Source organism: Coleofasciculus sp. B1-GNL1-01, assembly GCF_040220235.1.
GTDB lineage: Bacteria > Cyanobacteriota > Cyanobacteriia > Cyanobacteriales > Coleofasciculaceae > Coleofasciculus.
The window spans coordinates 24,028-39,617 of sequence record NZ_JAVJTO010000047.1; the positions used below are offsets into that span (position 1 = coordinate 24,028).

Below are 15,590 nucleotides of genomic sequence, written 5' to 3' on the forward strand. Positions count from 1 at the left end.
ATACTATACTGGGTATTAATAATAATTAAGGGGTGTGACCCCACACTCCACGATAAAAACTAAGTGTTACCGGGGCGACACATCCAGGGTTGTAGGTACTCTCTCATTCTTCAGTTGCTTTACTAGGGAATTGGTATACTCAAAAATAAATAGACAAGTTGCCATTAATTTAGTAAAATGCTTGTCTTATTTGTCTGTCTGTTATGGGATGCCGCTTAAAATCCCTGTGATGCACTACAACTCATTCTTCTTCACGAGGGTTTTTTATCATGGCTTGGAAACATACACCTCAACCGCTTGCATTTTTGTCAGTAGGTCTTTTCCTCAAACTGCTACTGGTTAGTAGTTTAGCTGTATCATTACGTGCTGAAACCATACCCCTGTCTGAAACAGCCAGTGCGACCTTTATTCCCGACAGAAAAGGAGCGCCCAAAGATTCAGCCGGGGGAGCCTCACGGGATGGTGGTATATGTCCCAATGACACAAGTGAGCTAGGAACATCAGTCACACCATTCCAATTAGCCACAAATCATGGATTCACGGTAGCCGAACGTCCCACATTCTTTGTTTACATCCCACCAACAGTAGCTCAAGACGCTGTATTTATTCTCAAGGATGAAACAGAAGAGTATTTCTACCAAAAAACCGTATCACTTCCTAACCAGAGAGGTTTGGTCAGCTTTAAACTACCCCTTGATGCACCAACTCTGGAAATTGGCAAGACCTATCAGTGGTCATTTTTACTCATTTGCGGACAATCCCTCCGACCAGATAGTCCTAAAGTAGAAGGGCAAATTCAGCGCATTCAACCTGATCCCGCCTTACTCAGCAAACTTCAGCCATGGTCTCCTGTCGATAGAGCCGCTTTTTATGGAGAGGAAAGTATTCAATAAGCAAGTAGGTAGGGACAACCAGCCTTAAGTCAGTGACATTCTACTTAGGTGGAAAAAATTAAACGTAACGCTGGGGATTTTCATGCTTCACACTCGAAGAGCGCCAGAAGCAAGCTACGTGGTTTGCCCTTAGCTTCCCTGCACCTCTCCTCTGCCTCTCCGCCTCTCCGCTCCTCTGCTCCCTGTTCCCTCCCCGCACTACAACGCTTATTCAGCAAGCCCTACTTAGGGCGTCCTTTGGTATAGTCTCAGTCCCTCATCTGAAGCAGTCAAACGTAAATTTGATGAAAGATGCCCAAAATCTATCTGTGGGCATTTTTTATTAATTAATTAGATGTGAGACCATAAGTAAGTCATTGATGATAGCGTCAATGGCAATAGTTTCATTAAACATTAAACATATACCTCTTTGGAAAAGTCTCTGAGGGGAATTCAACTAGCTGAAGTCTGATTTAAAAATAAAAAGGAGGAAACTTGCAAATTACGAAGGAGTTAACAAACCACTCATTTGAGTATTATTACTTAGTCTTCTTGGGAGTCACTCTTGTCCGATACTTTCTTATTGCTGGGGGTGCCTATTGGCTCTTTTATGTCGTTCTGGGAAAGTCCCTCGCCAAAAACAGTTTGCGTCTGAAGCCACTGATGAATGATCCCATCAGAAATGATATCGTACTATCGGTTTTATCGGCAACTGTTTTCGCTTTTTGTGCAGCGCTAATCTTATCAGAGTATGGTTTGGGAGTAACACTCCTCTATACTAACCCAGATGACTATGGACTGTGGTATATAGGAGTGAGTTTTGTTGCCGTGCTTGTGCTTCAGGATACATACTTTTACTTTATCCACCGCCTTTTTCACCACCCTTGGCTGTTTAAATGGATGCATTCTGGACATCACCGTTCGGGAGAACCAACGCCCTGGAGTTCCTTCGCCTTTGATCTACCCGAGGCAATTATACAGTCACTCTTTTTTGTGGTTGTAATCTTTATCGTTCCGCTCCATTTCATCACCTTGGCGGCGGCACTGATTACGATGACAATATGGGCAGTAGTGTCTCATTTGGGATTCGAGCTATTTCCCTCATCATTTCTTCACCACTGGCTGGGGAAGTGGTTTATCGGGGCAACCTATCATTCAATACATCATCGCCAGTACACTGTACACTACGGATTGTACTTCACATTCTGGGATAAGTTGCTCGGTACTTAACTTTACTTCCCCTGCTCCCTCTGCTCCCCCTTCTCCCCCTGCTCCCCCTGCTTTCACATTAAGTTGATACCAATGACGGAGGGTGCGCCCCTACAGTGTTGGTGCTTGGCGCGAAGGAATCGTTTTAAAGACACGAATCAAATCGGCTTGGCGAATCGGTTTACTAATATAATCATCCATCCCCGCTTCTAAACACGTTTCTCGGTCTTCCTGCATCGCATTAGCTGTCAAAGCAACAATCCAAGGGCGCTGGGAATAGTTTTGGCAGATGTGACGGGTAGCGGTTAAGCCATCCATTTCTGGCATCTGTACATCCATCAATATTACATCGTAGGATTGACGGGAGATGGCATCAAGAACTTCCTGACCATTACTAACCAAATCAGCTTGATAACCTAAACGTTTTAACAGCAACAATTCTACCTTTTGATTGACTATATTATCTTCAGCCAAAAGAATCCGTAACGGCAACTGTAGGGCAAGAGGTGAATCTCCAGATTTTGGTGAATCAGGCTGAGACTTAATAGCAGTAGCTTGCCTTCCTAAAACTTGAGTCAAAGTATTATAAAGTTGCCCAAGTTTAATCGGCTTAGGTAAACAAGCAGCAAAATGACGCTCAATTAAAGACGTTTTCGTCGTCAATTTTCCTATAGGCGTTAATAATACCAAAGGCAATTGTTTAAAACCCGGTTGATTGTGGATTTGCAGACCCAGAGTTAGCCCGTTCATTTCTGGCATTTGCCGATCGATAATTGCCAGATCAAAGGCTTCTTTCTGATTGAGCCAACCCAGGGCTTCATTCCCCGATTGAGTACTTCGGGCAATCATGCCCCAACATTGGGTTTGCTGGGTTAAAATTTGGCAACTTGTCGGATTATCATCAATAATTAAAACTCGTTTACCCGCAAGCTGAGGTTGAGGAGTTGTTACATTCGGTTCAGACGCATCTTGATCTACGCTTAAAACAACACAGAAGGAAAAAGTAGACCCCTCACCCAAGGTACTGTCTACCCAAATTTCTCCCCCCATCATTTCACTTAATTGCTTAGAAATAATTAAACCTAGTCCCGTGCCACCATACTGGCGAGTGGTGGAAGAATCCAGTTGACTGAAGCGTTGAAACAAACGGTTAAAACGGTCTTTCGGAATACCAATGCCCGTGTCTTTTACCGAAAACATAAGGCAAACAGTCGGCGAGGTATGGCTATCCTGGTTTTGAGTCGAATCGGTGACATAGCAATGTTCAACCTTTACTGAAACGCTAACTTCTCCCACATCAGTGAACTTAATTGCATTACTCAACAAATTGATCAGAATTTGGCGCAGGCGGGTGACATCTCCGACCAGAGTAGAGGGGACTTCTGGGTCAATAAAATAAGTTAATTCTAATCCCTTTTGTACTGCTTTGGGCGCAAACAGATCAACAGCGGTTTCCAGACAGTCACGTAGATTAAAGGGTTTGAATTCAAGTTCTAGTTTACCCGACTCAATCTTGGCAAAATCTAACACATCATTAATTGTGATCAGTAGTGTTTCCCCACTTTGGCGAATCGTTTCTACCAAGTCCTGTTGGTGGGTATCCAGTTTCGTATTCTCTAAAATTCCGGTTAAGCCAATCACCGCATTTAGAGGGGTGCGGATTTCATGGCTCATGGTTGCCAGGAATTCACTTTTCGCTCGGTTAGCGGCTTCTGCGGCTTCTTTTGCCTCTGCTAGGGTGGCGTTTTGAGCTTGCAGTTGCTGTTGAATATGGCGTAAAGTTAGTTGGGTTTTAACCCGTGCGATTACTTCTTCGAGTTGAAAGGGTTTAGTAATATAGTCTACGCCACCCACTTCAAAGGCTTTCACTTTATCCCAGACTTCATCAAGAGCGCTCAAGAAAATTACCGGAATTTCGGCGGTTTGTTCATCGGCTTTTAAGCATTGACAAACTTCATACCCATCCATTTCCGGCATTTTGATATCTAGCAAAATTAAATCCGGCGGATCAGTATTAACCGCATTCAGTGCCTGTTTCCCACTAATAACCCGACGAACTTCATAGCCTTGGTTCGCCAGCATGGTAAACAAAATACGTAAATTATCAGGGATATCATCGACAATTAATATGTCTCCCTTGATGGCTTGAGATTGACGTTCACTCATGAAGGAGGGGCTGTGTTAAATCCACTATGCGATCAAAAGAAAGGGTGTTAACCCATTGGGTTAAGGTTTGAGCCAGAGAGGTTTGCTCCTCAGTAATTTGGGCAATAAGCTGAATCATCACTTTCTCTCTAGCGCTGAGTGCAGCTTTGTGCAGTTGTGCCAGCCATTCAATCGGCATTTGTGCCAACGCCTCTTGTAGGGCAGTTTCCTGCAAGGGTGCTGGCGGCGTATCCGGCGATGTGAGAGAGAGAGGTTCAGCTTCAGCATACAAATAACGCACCCCTAAATGTTGCGCCATTTTTTCAAAGATAACCTCTTCCCGAAACGGCTTGCTAACGAAATCGTCGCAGCCTGCGGACAAAACAACCGATCGCTGTTTATCAAAAACACTGGCAGTCAAGGCTATAATTACTGTGGCTTGACCCTGCAACGATTGGCGAATTCGACGAGTGGCTTCATAACCATCCATCACAGGCATCCGCATATCCATCCAAATCAGGTGAGGTTGCCAACTCTGACAACGTTCAACAGCTTGCTGTCCATTTTCCGCTTCCTGTACCTCAAACCCCATCGGTGCGATTAGATTAACCAGCAATACCCGACTTTCCCATTTATCATCAGCAATCAGAATCCGATAGGTGGGTTGATTGGGGGCTAAACCAATCACCCGTTTAGACTCTTGGCTCTCAATATCAGCCGCTTGAGCCGGACTAACCTTAATCGTAAACCGAAACCGTGTTCCCTGACCCAAAACACTGCTGACGGCGATGGTTCCTCCCATCAGTTGGACAAATTTCTGGCTAATCGGTAAACCTAATCCTGTACCTTCTTGAGATTTGCGCCCGGTTTCTGTTTGGATAAAGGCTTCAAATAAGGTATCGAGTTCGGCTGGGGCAATTCCTGAACCCGTGTCTTCGACTTCAAAGGTGATTAGGGATTGGGGATTGGGGATTGGGGATTGGGCAATTATACCCCGTTCCCCGTAGAGACGCGCCATGGCGCGTCTGTGCAAAGGGGTAACGTTATCCGTCAAACTCGCCCCTACAGATTGGTTCCCAGACGTGCCATGTAGAGACGTTGCATGCAACGTCTCTACATGCAAGGTGACACTCCCTTCATCTGTAAATTTAATCGCATTCCCCAATAAATTAATTAAAACCTGACGTAACTTACTCTCATCCGTCCGCACGTATTGAGGAACCTCTGGGTCACAATTAAAGATTAACTGTAAGCCCTTGGAAGCCACTTTTAGCTGAAGCATTTCTTCTAAACTTTTGAGTAAGCGATACAGATCAAAACTGGTTTCATTCAGTGTAATCCGACCCGCTTCTATTTTAGACATTTCTAGTACATCATTGAGCAGTGTGAGTAAATGTTCACCACTGCGAGCAATAATTCCTAAATACTCCTGTTGAGTTAGAGTTAACGTCGAGTCGCGGGTCATCACTTGGGCAAAACCCAGAATCGCATTCAAGGGAGTCCGCAGTTCATGACTCATATTCGCTAAAAACTCACTTTTAGCCCGGTTCGCTGCATCAGCTGCTTCCTTGGCATCTTTGAGTTGAGCCATGAGTGCGGCTTGTTGTAGCGCTACGCCTAACTGATTACTCACTTGTGTCAGTAAACTAATTTCTGCGGTGTCCCAGTGACGGGGACTGGAGTTTTGATACGCCCCCAATAATCCCCACAGCTTGTCACCGACAAAAACCGGGCTTAAACAATAAGCTTTGATATGAAATACCTCTAATAACTTGACATGACAGGTCGAGTAAATCCTTTGGTAAATATCATTGACGACAATATTTTCATGATTTTTAAATCGCCCGCCCTGATTTTTTTGTAAACAGGTATCTGACCAAACGCTTGTCAGCTCATAACCGACTAAGGGCGACCAACCGGATGCCACAGATTCAGAGACAAAATCTCCACTCCAGTCCGAATTGAATCGATAAACTACGACGCGATCGCAGTTAAGAATTTGCCGGACTTCTTGAGTCGTCGTACTAAAAATCTGATCAATATCTAACGTTTGACGAATACTTTCAATCACCCGTGCTAATGCCCGCGCCTGTTCAGCAGCCTTGGCTTGCTGGACGGCTTGCGCTTGCAATAACTCCAAATATTCCGACTGTTGCAATGCTACCCCTAATTGGGCTGCCACTTGCATAAGTAACTTAACTTCCCGTTCTTGCCAATGGCGGGGTTTACTATGTTGAAAAGCACTCAGCATTCCCCATAGTTTTTCCCCTTTAAATAACGCCACAACCGCAAAGGATTTAATCCCAAATGATTCTAAGCTTTCAATATGACAATCGGTTAAATTGGCTTGATAGATATCATCAGCAAAAAACGCTTCATTGTGGCGTAATCGACCCCCTTGATGTTCGCTTAAATAGGTATCATCCCAAGCACTCCCCACCAGTTTGGGTAAATCTCCTGCTTCCGATTCAAAAATAAAATCGCCGAAATAATCCTCGCGGAATTTATAAATGGCAATTCGTTCAACATCCAACAATTGCCGGACTTCTGTAGCCGCCGTTTGGAAAATCGTATTTAAATCTAAGGTTTGGCGAATTTTATCAATAACCTGAGCTAACGCCCTTTCCCGTTCCGCTTCCTGGGCTAACTCATCCGCCCGTTGTTGTAATTGCGCCTCCAGTGTGGTTTGCAATTCTGCCGATCGCCGTTGGGCTTTACCTAACAGTTCAGCCTGTTGAATCGCTACCCCTAATTGAGCACTAATTTGCACCAAAAAATTAATATCTGTCTCATCCCAGGATCGCGGGGCTGAATTTTGAAACGCGGCTAAAAGTCCCCAGAGGCTTTTACCTTTGTAAATCGCAATAATTGTGTAGGCTCTTGCCTGATAGCGTTCTAAGCTTTGAATATAGCAATCCGAAAACCCGGCTGTATAAATATCGCGACAAACCCGGAAAACTTCCCCTTTAATAAAGTCCCCGCCTTCAGTTTGCTGGAGATAGGTATCAATAATTTGAGGATTGGCTAAGGATGTAATACTACAATTACTAATATTTTGGCATAACTGGGGATCTTGATATTGCTCTTGGACTAACGGTTTCCAGCCCTCAGCCACCGATTCAACCACGAATTCACCACTCCAATCGGGATTAAACCGATAAATTGCCACCCGATCCGCATTCAGCAACTGCCGTGCTTCCTGAGTTGTCGTCTGGAATATGGTATTAATATCAAGTGATCGCCGAATCTTATCGATAATCGCTGCAACTGCTTTTTCTCGTTCAACCGCTTGATTAACCGCTTTCGTCAATAACTCCGACTGCATCTGCAGTTGAGCCACAAACTCCGCTTGCTGCAACGCCACACCTAAATGAATGGCAATTTGATGGACAAACTCTATTTCATCACTGCGCCATTGACGGGGATGGGAACATTGGTGAATACACAACAACCCCCAAAGCTGATTCCCCTTGAGTAACGGCACAACCAAGTTGGCTCGAACTTGGAAACGTGATAAAATTTTAATGTGGCAATCAGGTAAATTCAGAGCATAAATATCTTCAGCCGCCCAAATCCGCCCCTGTTGATAATGAGTCGCATGTCTTTCGCCGAAACAGTCATCCTCTATTTTGGTGGCGATGGCTGACGTAAACGGCGACACTACATCTTCAGAGACAACTTCCCCACGGCGACAGCCAGACTCTGGATCAAAGCGAAACATCCCCACTCGATCCGCATTCAGCAGTTGACGCACTTGTGTGGCGGTTGATTTAAAGATACTCTCCAAATCCAGAGATTCCCGAATTTTAGTCACCACAGCCAACAGCGCCTTTTGCTGGGCAACTTGAGTCGGTTCTGGCATTCTTGCTGCTTCCAATTGCGCCACACGCGATCGCAGATAGGCTAATTCTGCTTGGAGTGACTCGTAGGTTTTGGCATTGAGAACGATATCCTGATCAGACATGATAGGGTTTTGGGTGCGGGGGAGATGGGGGAGATGAGGAAGAAAGAGGATAACTTTTTGAAAAACACCCTTTTATCCAAATTTACCTTGTTCTTTTAGCGCTTGTCGAATTCTTAACTGAGCTTCCCGATCATTAGGATAACGGACAATTGCCTCTCGCCAGACGCTTAGGGCTTCATCCAATTGACCCTTTTGCCTCAACGCATCCCCTAAATACCAATACGCTTGCGGCTTTTTAATGTTAAGACGAATCGCTTCCCGATACTCTTCTATAGCCGCCTGCCAGTTTTCTTGAATCATCAAGCTATTGGCTAGATTTAAACGTAAAATAGCCTTGTCAGGAGACTGTTGACTCAACGTCTGATACGACTCAATTAGCGTGTCTAGTCGATTAATGTTTGATAGGATTAAACCGACGCTAAAAGGAATGTCTGTGTTTTGAGGATGGCGCTGGATCAACTCCTCAACAATAGGCATCGCTTGATCAGGTTTTCCTTGCTCAATCAAGGCTTGGGCTAACTTGACATACCCATCCACAGTTTTTGGCGATCGCGCGATCAGATCCTGGAAGACAGCTACAGCTTCATCCCATTTATTTTGTGCCAGGAGTGTATTACCTAGCAGTAAGCGCACCATATCATTACTGCGTTGTCGGTGAATCACTTGGCGAAATACCGCTTCTGCTTCTGGGTAATCCTGTTGCTGGTAAAGGGCGATCGCCTTTTGAAACAACGACGCGATCGCGATCGTCTTACCAATCAAAAAAATAACCGTTACTAAACCGACACTAACGACTGTAGCCGCTATCCAACTTAAATTAAACACAGATTACCCAGATTGTAATTGTAATGACACAGACACAAAACTTACTATGGCATAACACAGATTACCCAGATTGTAATCAAACCGACAGGAAACTAACGATTAAGTCACACAGATTGACATAGACAACTAAATAATCTCCTGACAATCAAATCATCGTCTGTTGATTGAGAATTAACCTCTCAGTGTAATCAGTGCAACTAACCTCTCACCTCCCACCCCAATCTCTCCCATTAATCTGTGTAATCAGTGTTTCAGGCTAATAAACATGCAGTAGGAAACATCAGATATTCCAAAAAGAACAGCTTCCAGATAAACTGATAAAAACTGGCGATCGCGACTTTATCCTGCAAATCTACATTCTGACTACGCCACCAAACCAAAACTAAAGCCGCCAAGTGTGTTATCCCCAAGACAAGCGGGTTAACCACGTCAAACAGTAGCACTCCACCGAGAATCATACCCAAATAGCAGAGGGTAATAATCCATCGGGTGATGTTAAACACTGCTGGCTTACCCAGTCGAATCGTGAACGTGGTGATATTGTATAACTTATCTCCATCAATATCTGGGACATCCTTAAAAATCGCGATCGCGACAGTAAACACCAAAACAAATAACGTCAGCCCCCACACTGCAGGCGTTGGCGTCATCGCTTCACCCTGTTGCCACACCCAGCTAAAATGCAAGAATAGTCCTAAATTAACCACAGCACCTCGCACTGAGAAGATACAAAGTGCTGCCCAAAAGGGAAACCGCTTCAATCGAATCGGTGGTAAGGAATACGCCGTACCAATGGCTAAACTGACGCTAACCATGAGAAATAACCACCCTCCCAGTATCCGGGCTAACAGCAGCGCACAGAGTCCAGTTACAGCAACAATCAGCTTAGCTTGTCTTCTGGAAAACTCTCCCGCCGCGATGGGAAGATGAGGCTTATTAATCTGGTCAATCTCCACATCTTCGAGTTGATTGAGTCCCACAATGTAGATATTACCGCAACAGCAGGATATCCAAGTACCCAGGAGTTGAGTTAAATTTGAGAGTGCGATCGCACCGTCGGTAATCGCTAAGGCAATCACATACAATGCCAATACACTTAGAGTAGTACCGATGATCGTATGAGGACGAGAAAACTTCCACAAGGCATAAAACCAGTCTGTGGGTTGCTTAAGCGGGTTGAGAGGGGCAGAAGTCAAGGTTGATGGAGAAATTCGGCTCATTCTGGAGTGTAATAGGCTTTCCCATTCGATTTTACTCTCTTGAGGGACATCGAAACATCAATCCACTCTCGTTTACTCTTTTCTTGATTCGGTAATTCACCACACAAAGGACGAATGACGTAGCTTGCTTATCAAGGATAGCGAGTATGACAAATAACAAATAACCAAAGGCAACTATGGCACGAGGCGATCTAATTTACGCTTATCGAGAATTGTTCAACCGACAAGGCGTCTACAAACATTATGGGATTGACTGTGGCGACGGTACGGTTATCCACTACCGCAAACCCAGTGAAACCATTGAACGTACCTCTTTACCGACATTTGCTAGAGGTGGAAAAATCTATGTCAAAGAGTATCCCACTCATTTTATACCTGATGTAGTCGTTCGCCGCGCTGAAAGTCGTTTAGGTGAACGAAACTATAACCTACTATCCAATAACTGTGAACACTTTGCTGTCTGGTGTAAAACTGGCGTCAGTGAAAGTCCGCAAATTCACAATTTTATTCCCATTATTACTCAGATGAATACTGAGAACTTATACGAACCAATTAAACGAGCGCTGCAAGAGAAAGATCCGGACAAAGCTAATCGGTTATTAACCAAAGCCCTAGCCGATATTAAAGGAGTCTGGAATACGCTGCAACCACAATATAATCAAGATGTTCGGGAGATAAGCGCTTGGCAGAAAGTTGCCATTCAAGCGCTGAAACAAAATCGGGAAGACTTAGCGCGGGCGGCAATTATCCGCAAGAAAAACTATGAGAAACGGGCGCAGGAGAATAAAGAAAAGTTAGATCAGCTTGCTCAGATGACGGAAACCCTGATCCGCAATCGGCTGAATGTGAAATAGAACAGTCGCTGACTTCAGCCTTCAACTAAAGTTGGGGCTAAAAGCTCAAACCCGTTGAAACGGGTTCAAAGAGTTAATTCATTTCTTTCCAGGCTATGGAAGTCAGTGCCATTTATCTTAAGTTGACACCAATGCGGTAAAACTAGCCCCTACAGAAACGTTTACGCGATCGCACTCGATAGTTCTTGCCAGCGCTGATGCCATAATTGCTGCATCTTGTGCATAATCTCAGGTAAATCTCGAAAGTCCTGACTTTGCTGATTAATTTCTGGGGCTAATCCCTGAAGTCGGCTAAACTCTCGGCAACAGTGGAGTACCCGTTCCCAAGCGCCATACCAATCCTCTGCGGCTTGCTGATGGGCGCGAATGGGTTTCAGGCGTTCGTCTTCGTTTCTCAGGGATTCAGCCTGTTTTGCCCACGCCTGACGCCAAAGTTGCACGGCTTCCGGTTGGTCATGCTGATCATACCAGTCGCGTTCACGGCGGAGGATTTCGCCCAATTCATCAAGCTGGGAACGAGAGGTACAACGCCCAATCGCTGTTAATCCGGCGTCAATCCAAAGGGGCAAGTTGCGATAACTGACAAAGATAGCACGGGATTCCACCAGCTTGACCCAGATTTGGTGTTGCCAGCATTCGATGCGATCGATTTGCTGGAGGGGAATGTTAAGAAATGTAGCGACTTGGTGGCGTACTTCATCCAGAGAAAATTGGCGAGGATCAATTATCCCAGCCGTGATCAAGTTCCGAGACATGGTAAATCACTCCTGATTTGGGTATTTGCGGTAGCGTTGGCTTGATTTAGGACAGTTGATGCTGGATTTGTGGCGATATCGGCTGTTTTGCCGGAAAAACGCCCAAATCCTCAATCCTAAATCGATTGACCCAAAATCTTAGCCACCCCGCACAAATTGCCATAAAAAGTCGGAGTGGCTAGAGGAGTGTTACTATTTCTTCTAGCTTCCAGACTGGTCTGTTCAGTTTGGGGGTTAGCTGCTCAGAGCTGCGCGAACAGCTTTGAGTGGCGCTAAGAGTTTTCGGTTTAATTTAGATTATCTTAGCAGGTTGAAGGATTCCTGCTCCAGAGTCAATGCTTTGTTACAAAAGTTTATTTATGCTGTGATACCCTTTGCTTCTGATGCGATATGGAAACCCGAGCTGCTTGGCTAAGGCTGGCTGGAGAATCACCTGATTGGTAGTTTGTTTTTAGGGAATCTGTTAAGATTTTTTCAAGCAATGCCCCCTTTATAGATAAGGGAAGGAAGCGTCAAAATGGAAGACAAACAAGAAAATACCATCAGTATACAGTTACATGAACTATATGGTTTAACTAATGAACTAAAACCTATCCTTCCGTTTCTTTATCAGGAAGTACCCATAGCAGAACGTCGAAACGTTCTCATCGCCTATCAAAGAGTATTCGGATTTCCCGGAGTGACCCATAAAAAAATCGATGGCAGCCTACTATCCTGGGCTAATGGTGGTATTTTTAGTTATAGATTACGTGATGCGATTGTCAACTCTTTGCTAATTATTCTGCCTGTCATTGAACAAGAGAATCACTGTGAGGTACGAGAGCCAACAAACTATGAAATTGAGAAACTATCCATAGCTTATGAATCTCTGCTTGAGTTCGCAAAAGCTATAGCTGATAATAACCAGGAAGACTATCGAGAATGGGAGATTTTTCACAAAAGTTATATAGATGATATGTATTGGGATATCTCCAGGTTAATTTCAAATATTTTAGAGGGATATAACTTAAAAGAAGCAGATGAAGCCCTGCTAAGATTTTTCCGAAACTTGGTTGGTTTTGCTCTGAAGCAGATAAAAACCAAGAAATTATTACCTATTCCCCAAGAAGTCTCTTATCGATTCACAAATTTTTTATCAGTATGCTTGAAGCAACCCATAAAAATTGTAGTCCCAGAGCTTGATGATAGTGGGCAACTTAAACTTCTAGTCGAACAAGTACAACCTAGTTGGTTAAAACATTTGGGACGTACTCCCGAAGAACAATTAGAAAAAAATCAACCAGCAATGGCTTGGGCTAAAGCAAGAATGGAAGAGATTGAAAGCAAACGCAACAAACGTACTTCATAACGTGATAGTTCTTTTAGACTCTGGAGTGCTAGGATTACTGGTTAATCCGATTCAGGATGTATCAGAAGCGGAAACGAATGAAATCTATCAATGTACAGAATGGCTGTATTCCCTACTGTCTAAATCCGTTTATGTAGTGGCTTCTGAAATTTCTGATTATGAAGTTAGGCGAGAGTTGATTCGGATAAAAAGTGAGGGTGTAAGACTTCTAGATAATCTACGAGATGTAATTGAGTTTCGTCCACTAACTAAAGAAGTAATGCAAAAGGCGGCAAAGTTTTGGGCTGAGGCACGTCAAAGCCATATACCTACAGCGGATGCTCAAAATATTGATGCAGATATGATTATTTCTGCTCAATGGAGTCTCTTGAGTCAAGAATTTCCCGGACGCACTGTTTTGATAGCGACAACCAATATTCGGCATCTGAGAATATTTGCTGAAGAAAAGGCGATGGAATGGAATAACATTATACTATAAAATATTTAGCCAATTAAGTTAAGTCGTAGGTTAGGTTTAGGAACGAAACCCAACACCAAAACCTGGTAATCTTTGTTGGGTTTTACTACCTTGATCACTATTATTTTCAGGAATATCAGCATTAGGTAACCTAAGTTGAATTAAGTTTGTAGTCAGTACCGCAGCGTTTATGGCGAAGACAGCGCAACTACGAACATAAGTAGTCGGACAAAAGAAAACGGTACTGTATTAAGTGCAAGTAAACCGACCTCAAACCCTTACTGTTCCCTGTTCTCCGTTCCCTGTTCCCTAATCTCAACTGTTAACTTTAATTGTGTCCACCTACTTAGCTTATATCAGCTATTACTGGAAATGCTCATCGTTGCTTTAGCGGCTAACTTGTGAGTGGCTTGATGGGACGCAAGTAACAGTAGATTAAATCCTTCGGGTTGTATGTCTTGTAGAGATAGGATTTGACAGGGTTGCAATTGTAAGTAAAGATCGGCTAATTCTCGTAAGGGAGGCTTTTCCATCTCTTTAGTGTAACGTTTGGCATTTTTGAGTCCTAACTCGATGACTAAAAGCTGGGTAGGAAGAGTGCTAACGGTGTAGTGATCACTAATTAAATGAATTCGTTTTTGTCCAGCCATTGATGCGACGAGTTCTAAACCTTTGATGGCGGCTAAAATTTCAGCCTCTGTTGAATTACTACAATTTTCTAGTGGATAGCTATAGTGTTGCCAATCAATGGAAAAATTTGCCTCAGATTGTTTCTCCTGCTGAGAGAGGCGTTTCAGGATAACCACTCCAGCCCCAGCACTATTCTGTGACGGTAGATAACTCCCATCGACAACTAACCAAATTTCCGGTTCAAATAATGCAAGTAATTTGATGCCTGTTCGTTCTTGAGGAGTAACAAAGTGTTCCTCCACTTTTAATTCCTCAGCATTCATGAATGGTTATTTAGTCACGAGAATTGAAAAAGGGCGGGTTTTGAAGCAACGTTATTATCAATAGCGCAATGAAAGCCCCTAAACCCGCCCCTACATGGGTAAACAATTAGTCACGACAATTAAAAAAGGGCGGGTTTTGAAGCAACGTTAATCAATAGCGTAATGAAAGTCCATAAACCCGCCCCTACATGGGTAAACAATTAGGAAAAATTAATCCCGCCACAAGGCAATTCCGCCTAATAATCCGTTGATATTGGGGACAATTTTGACATTGGGCGGTAACTCGAAGGTGATTTTTTTTGCTTCCCCACCCCCAATATAAAGATAGTCGTAATTAAATAAATGTTCTAGCGTCGCGATCGCCTTTTTTAAACGACTGTTCCATTTCTTCTCTCCCTTCTTCTCTAACGCCGCCCGCCCTAACTGTTTTTCGTAGGTGTCGCCTTTGCGAAAAGGGTGGTGCGCCATCTCTAAATTGGGGACGAGTTTACCATCGATAAATAAGGCTGAACCAAATCCTGTCCCCAAGGTAATCATCAATTCCACGCCTTTACCCTGAATCGTGGCTAATCCCTGCATATCTGCATCATTCGCTACACGTACTGGCTTGTTTAAGGCTTGAGATAGGGTAGTGGCGAGATCGAATCCTTGCCAACTGGGATCTAAATTCGCGGCGGTTTTGACGACTCCAGCCATAACTACGCCCGGAAAACCCACAGATACGCGATCGCACTCTCCTTGGGCGGCGGCTAATTCTGCGATCGCCTCAATTACAACATCTGGTGTAGCGGGTTGCGGTGTGGTGACTCGATGGCGTTCAGTTACCGGATTTCCCGCCTCATCTAACACGATCGCCTTAATTCCACTTCCACCAATATCTACACTCAGGGTACGGATGGATTCATCTGCTTGCGCCATCGGATTTTGATCCTCCTGTTTCAAATAAAAAAAAAGGAAACCGCTACAACATTTTGAATGTGTAGGGGCG

Annotated in this window: 12 protein-coding genes; 5 read left to right on the forward strand and 7 right to left on the reverse strand. The window is 44.0% G+C overall.

Translation table 11 applies throughout. The features are described 5' to 3' along the window. Nucleotides 1-269 precede the first annotated feature (269 nt). Nucleotides 270-893: a DUF928 domain-containing protein gene (locus RID53_RS10840; RefSeq protein WP_446388107.1), complete on the forward strand. Its 624-nt coding sequence runs from the start codon at nucleotides 270-272 to the stop codon at nucleotides 891-893. A gap of 474 nt (nucleotides 894-1,367) precedes the next feature. After that, entirely contained in the window at nucleotides 1,368-2,102 is a 735-nt protein-coding gene (locus RID53_RS10845) for a sterol desaturase family protein (protein ID WP_446388108.1), read from the forward strand. 90 nt (nucleotides 2,103-2,192) lie between these two features. Here RID53_RS10845 and RID53_RS10850 read toward each other — a convergent pair whose 3' ends face one another. The 4 genes from RID53_RS10850 to RID53_RS10865 form a co-directional block, all read right to left on the reverse strand. Continuing rightward, complete coding sequence (locus RID53_RS10850) at nucleotides 2,193-4,247, reverse strand: response regulator (RefSeq protein WP_446388109.1); 2,055 nt, start codon at nucleotides 4,245-4,247, stop codon at nucleotides 2,193-2,195. Then, on the reverse strand, nucleotides 4,240-8,190 hold the full coding sequence (locus tag RID53_RS10855) for a GAF domain-containing protein (protein WP_446388110.1): 3,951 nt from the start codon (nucleotides 8,188-8,190) through the stop codon (nucleotides 4,240-4,242). Before RID53_RS10855 ends, RID53_RS10850 begins: the two co-directional genes overlap by 8 nt. Before the next feature lie 72 nt (nucleotides 8,191-8,262). Further along, nucleotides 8,263-9,015, reverse strand: coding sequence for a tetratricopeptide repeat protein (locus tag RID53_RS10860; RefSeq protein WP_446388111.1), 753 nt, complete (start codon nucleotides 9,013-9,015; stop codon nucleotides 8,263-8,265). Nucleotides 9,016-9,266: 251 nt separating this feature from the next. Next, complete coding sequence (locus RID53_RS10865; protein WP_446388112.1) at nucleotides 9,267-10,235, reverse strand: homogentisate phytyltransferase; 969 nt, start codon at nucleotides 10,233-10,235, stop codon at nucleotides 9,267-9,269. A gap of 176 nt (nucleotides 10,236-10,411) precedes the next feature. Between RID53_RS10865 and RID53_RS10870 the strand changes: the two genes are divergently transcribed. Then, on the forward strand, nucleotides 10,412-11,089 hold the full coding sequence (locus tag RID53_RS10870) for a lecithin retinol acyltransferase family protein (RefSeq protein WP_446388113.1): 678 nt from the start codon (nucleotides 10,412-10,414) through the stop codon (nucleotides 11,087-11,089). A 161-nt stretch (nucleotides 11,090-11,250) separates the two neighbouring features. On the opposite strand, the gene RID53_RS10875 is transcribed toward RID53_RS10870, so the two are convergent. After that, entirely contained in the window at nucleotides 11,251-11,844 is a 594-nt protein-coding gene (locus RID53_RS10875) for a hypothetical protein (RefSeq protein WP_446388114.1), read from the reverse strand. Between the two features lie 517 nt (nucleotides 11,845-12,361). Here RID53_RS10875 and RID53_RS10880 point away from each other — a divergent pair. Both RID53_RS10880 and RID53_RS10885 read left to right on the forward strand, forming a co-directional pair. After that, a complete protein-coding gene (locus RID53_RS10880; protein ID WP_446388115.1) occupies nucleotides 12,362-13,192 on the forward strand; it encodes a hypothetical protein in 831 nt (276 codons plus the stop codon). A gap of 1 nt (nucleotide 13,193) precedes the next feature. Beyond that, the gene (locus tag RID53_RS10885; RefSeq protein ID WP_446388116.1) at nucleotides 13,194-13,670 is read left to right on the forward strand and encodes a type II toxin-antitoxin system VapC family toxin; all 477 of its coding nucleotides are present in this window, start codon (nucleotides 13,194-13,196) and stop codon (nucleotides 13,668-13,670) included. Nucleotides 13,671-14,005: 335 nt separating this feature from the next. On the opposite strand, the gene RID53_RS10890 is transcribed toward RID53_RS10885, so the two are convergent. Next, nucleotides 14,006-14,602 (reverse strand): reverse transcriptase-like protein, encoded by a 597-nt coding sequence (locus tag RID53_RS10890; protein ID WP_446388117.1) that lies wholly within the window; start codon nucleotides 14,600-14,602, stop codon nucleotides 14,006-14,008. A gap of 210 nt (nucleotides 14,603-14,812) precedes the next feature. Beyond that, nucleotides 14,813-15,520 (reverse strand): ROK family protein, encoded by a 708-nt coding sequence (locus RID53_RS10895; RefSeq protein WP_446388118.1) that lies wholly within the window; start codon nucleotides 15,518-15,520, stop codon nucleotides 14,813-14,815. Between the last annotated feature and the right edge of the window lie 70 nt (nucleotides 15,521-15,590).

Coding starts and splice junctions, on each gene's coding strand:
- RID53_RS10855 (WP_446388110.1), bottom strand. CDS start 8,190: ATGTCTGATCAGGATATCGTTCTCAATGCCAAAACCTACGAGTCACTC.
- RID53_RS10880 (WP_446388115.1), top strand. CDS start 12,362: ATGGAAGACAAACAAGAAAATACCATCAGTATACAGTTACATGAACTA.
- RID53_RS10895 (WP_446388118.1), bottom strand. CDS start 15,520: ATGGCGCAAGCAGATGAATCCATCCGTACCCTGAGTGTAGATATTGGT.
- RID53_RS10890 (WP_446388117.1), bottom strand. CDS start 14,602: ATGAATGCTGAGGAATTAAAAGTGGAGGAACACTTTGTTACTCCTCAA.
- RID53_RS10870 (WP_446388113.1), top strand. CDS start 10,412: ATGGCACGAGGCGATCTAATTTACGCTTATCGAGAATTGTTCAACCGA.
- RID53_RS10850 (WP_446388109.1), bottom strand. CDS start 4,247: ATGAGTGAACGTCAATCTCAAGCCATCAAGGGAGACATATTAATTGTC.
- RID53_RS10840 (WP_446388107.1), top strand. CDS start 270: ATGGCTTGGAAACATACACCTCAACCGCTTGCATTTTTGTCAGTAGGT.
- RID53_RS10865 (WP_446388112.1), bottom strand. CDS start 10,235: ATGAGCCGAATTTCTCCATCAACCTTGACTTCTGCCCCTCTCAACCCG.
- RID53_RS10875 (WP_446388114.1), bottom strand. CDS start 11,844: ATGTCTCGGAACTTGATCACGGCTGGGATAATTGATCCTCGCCAATTT.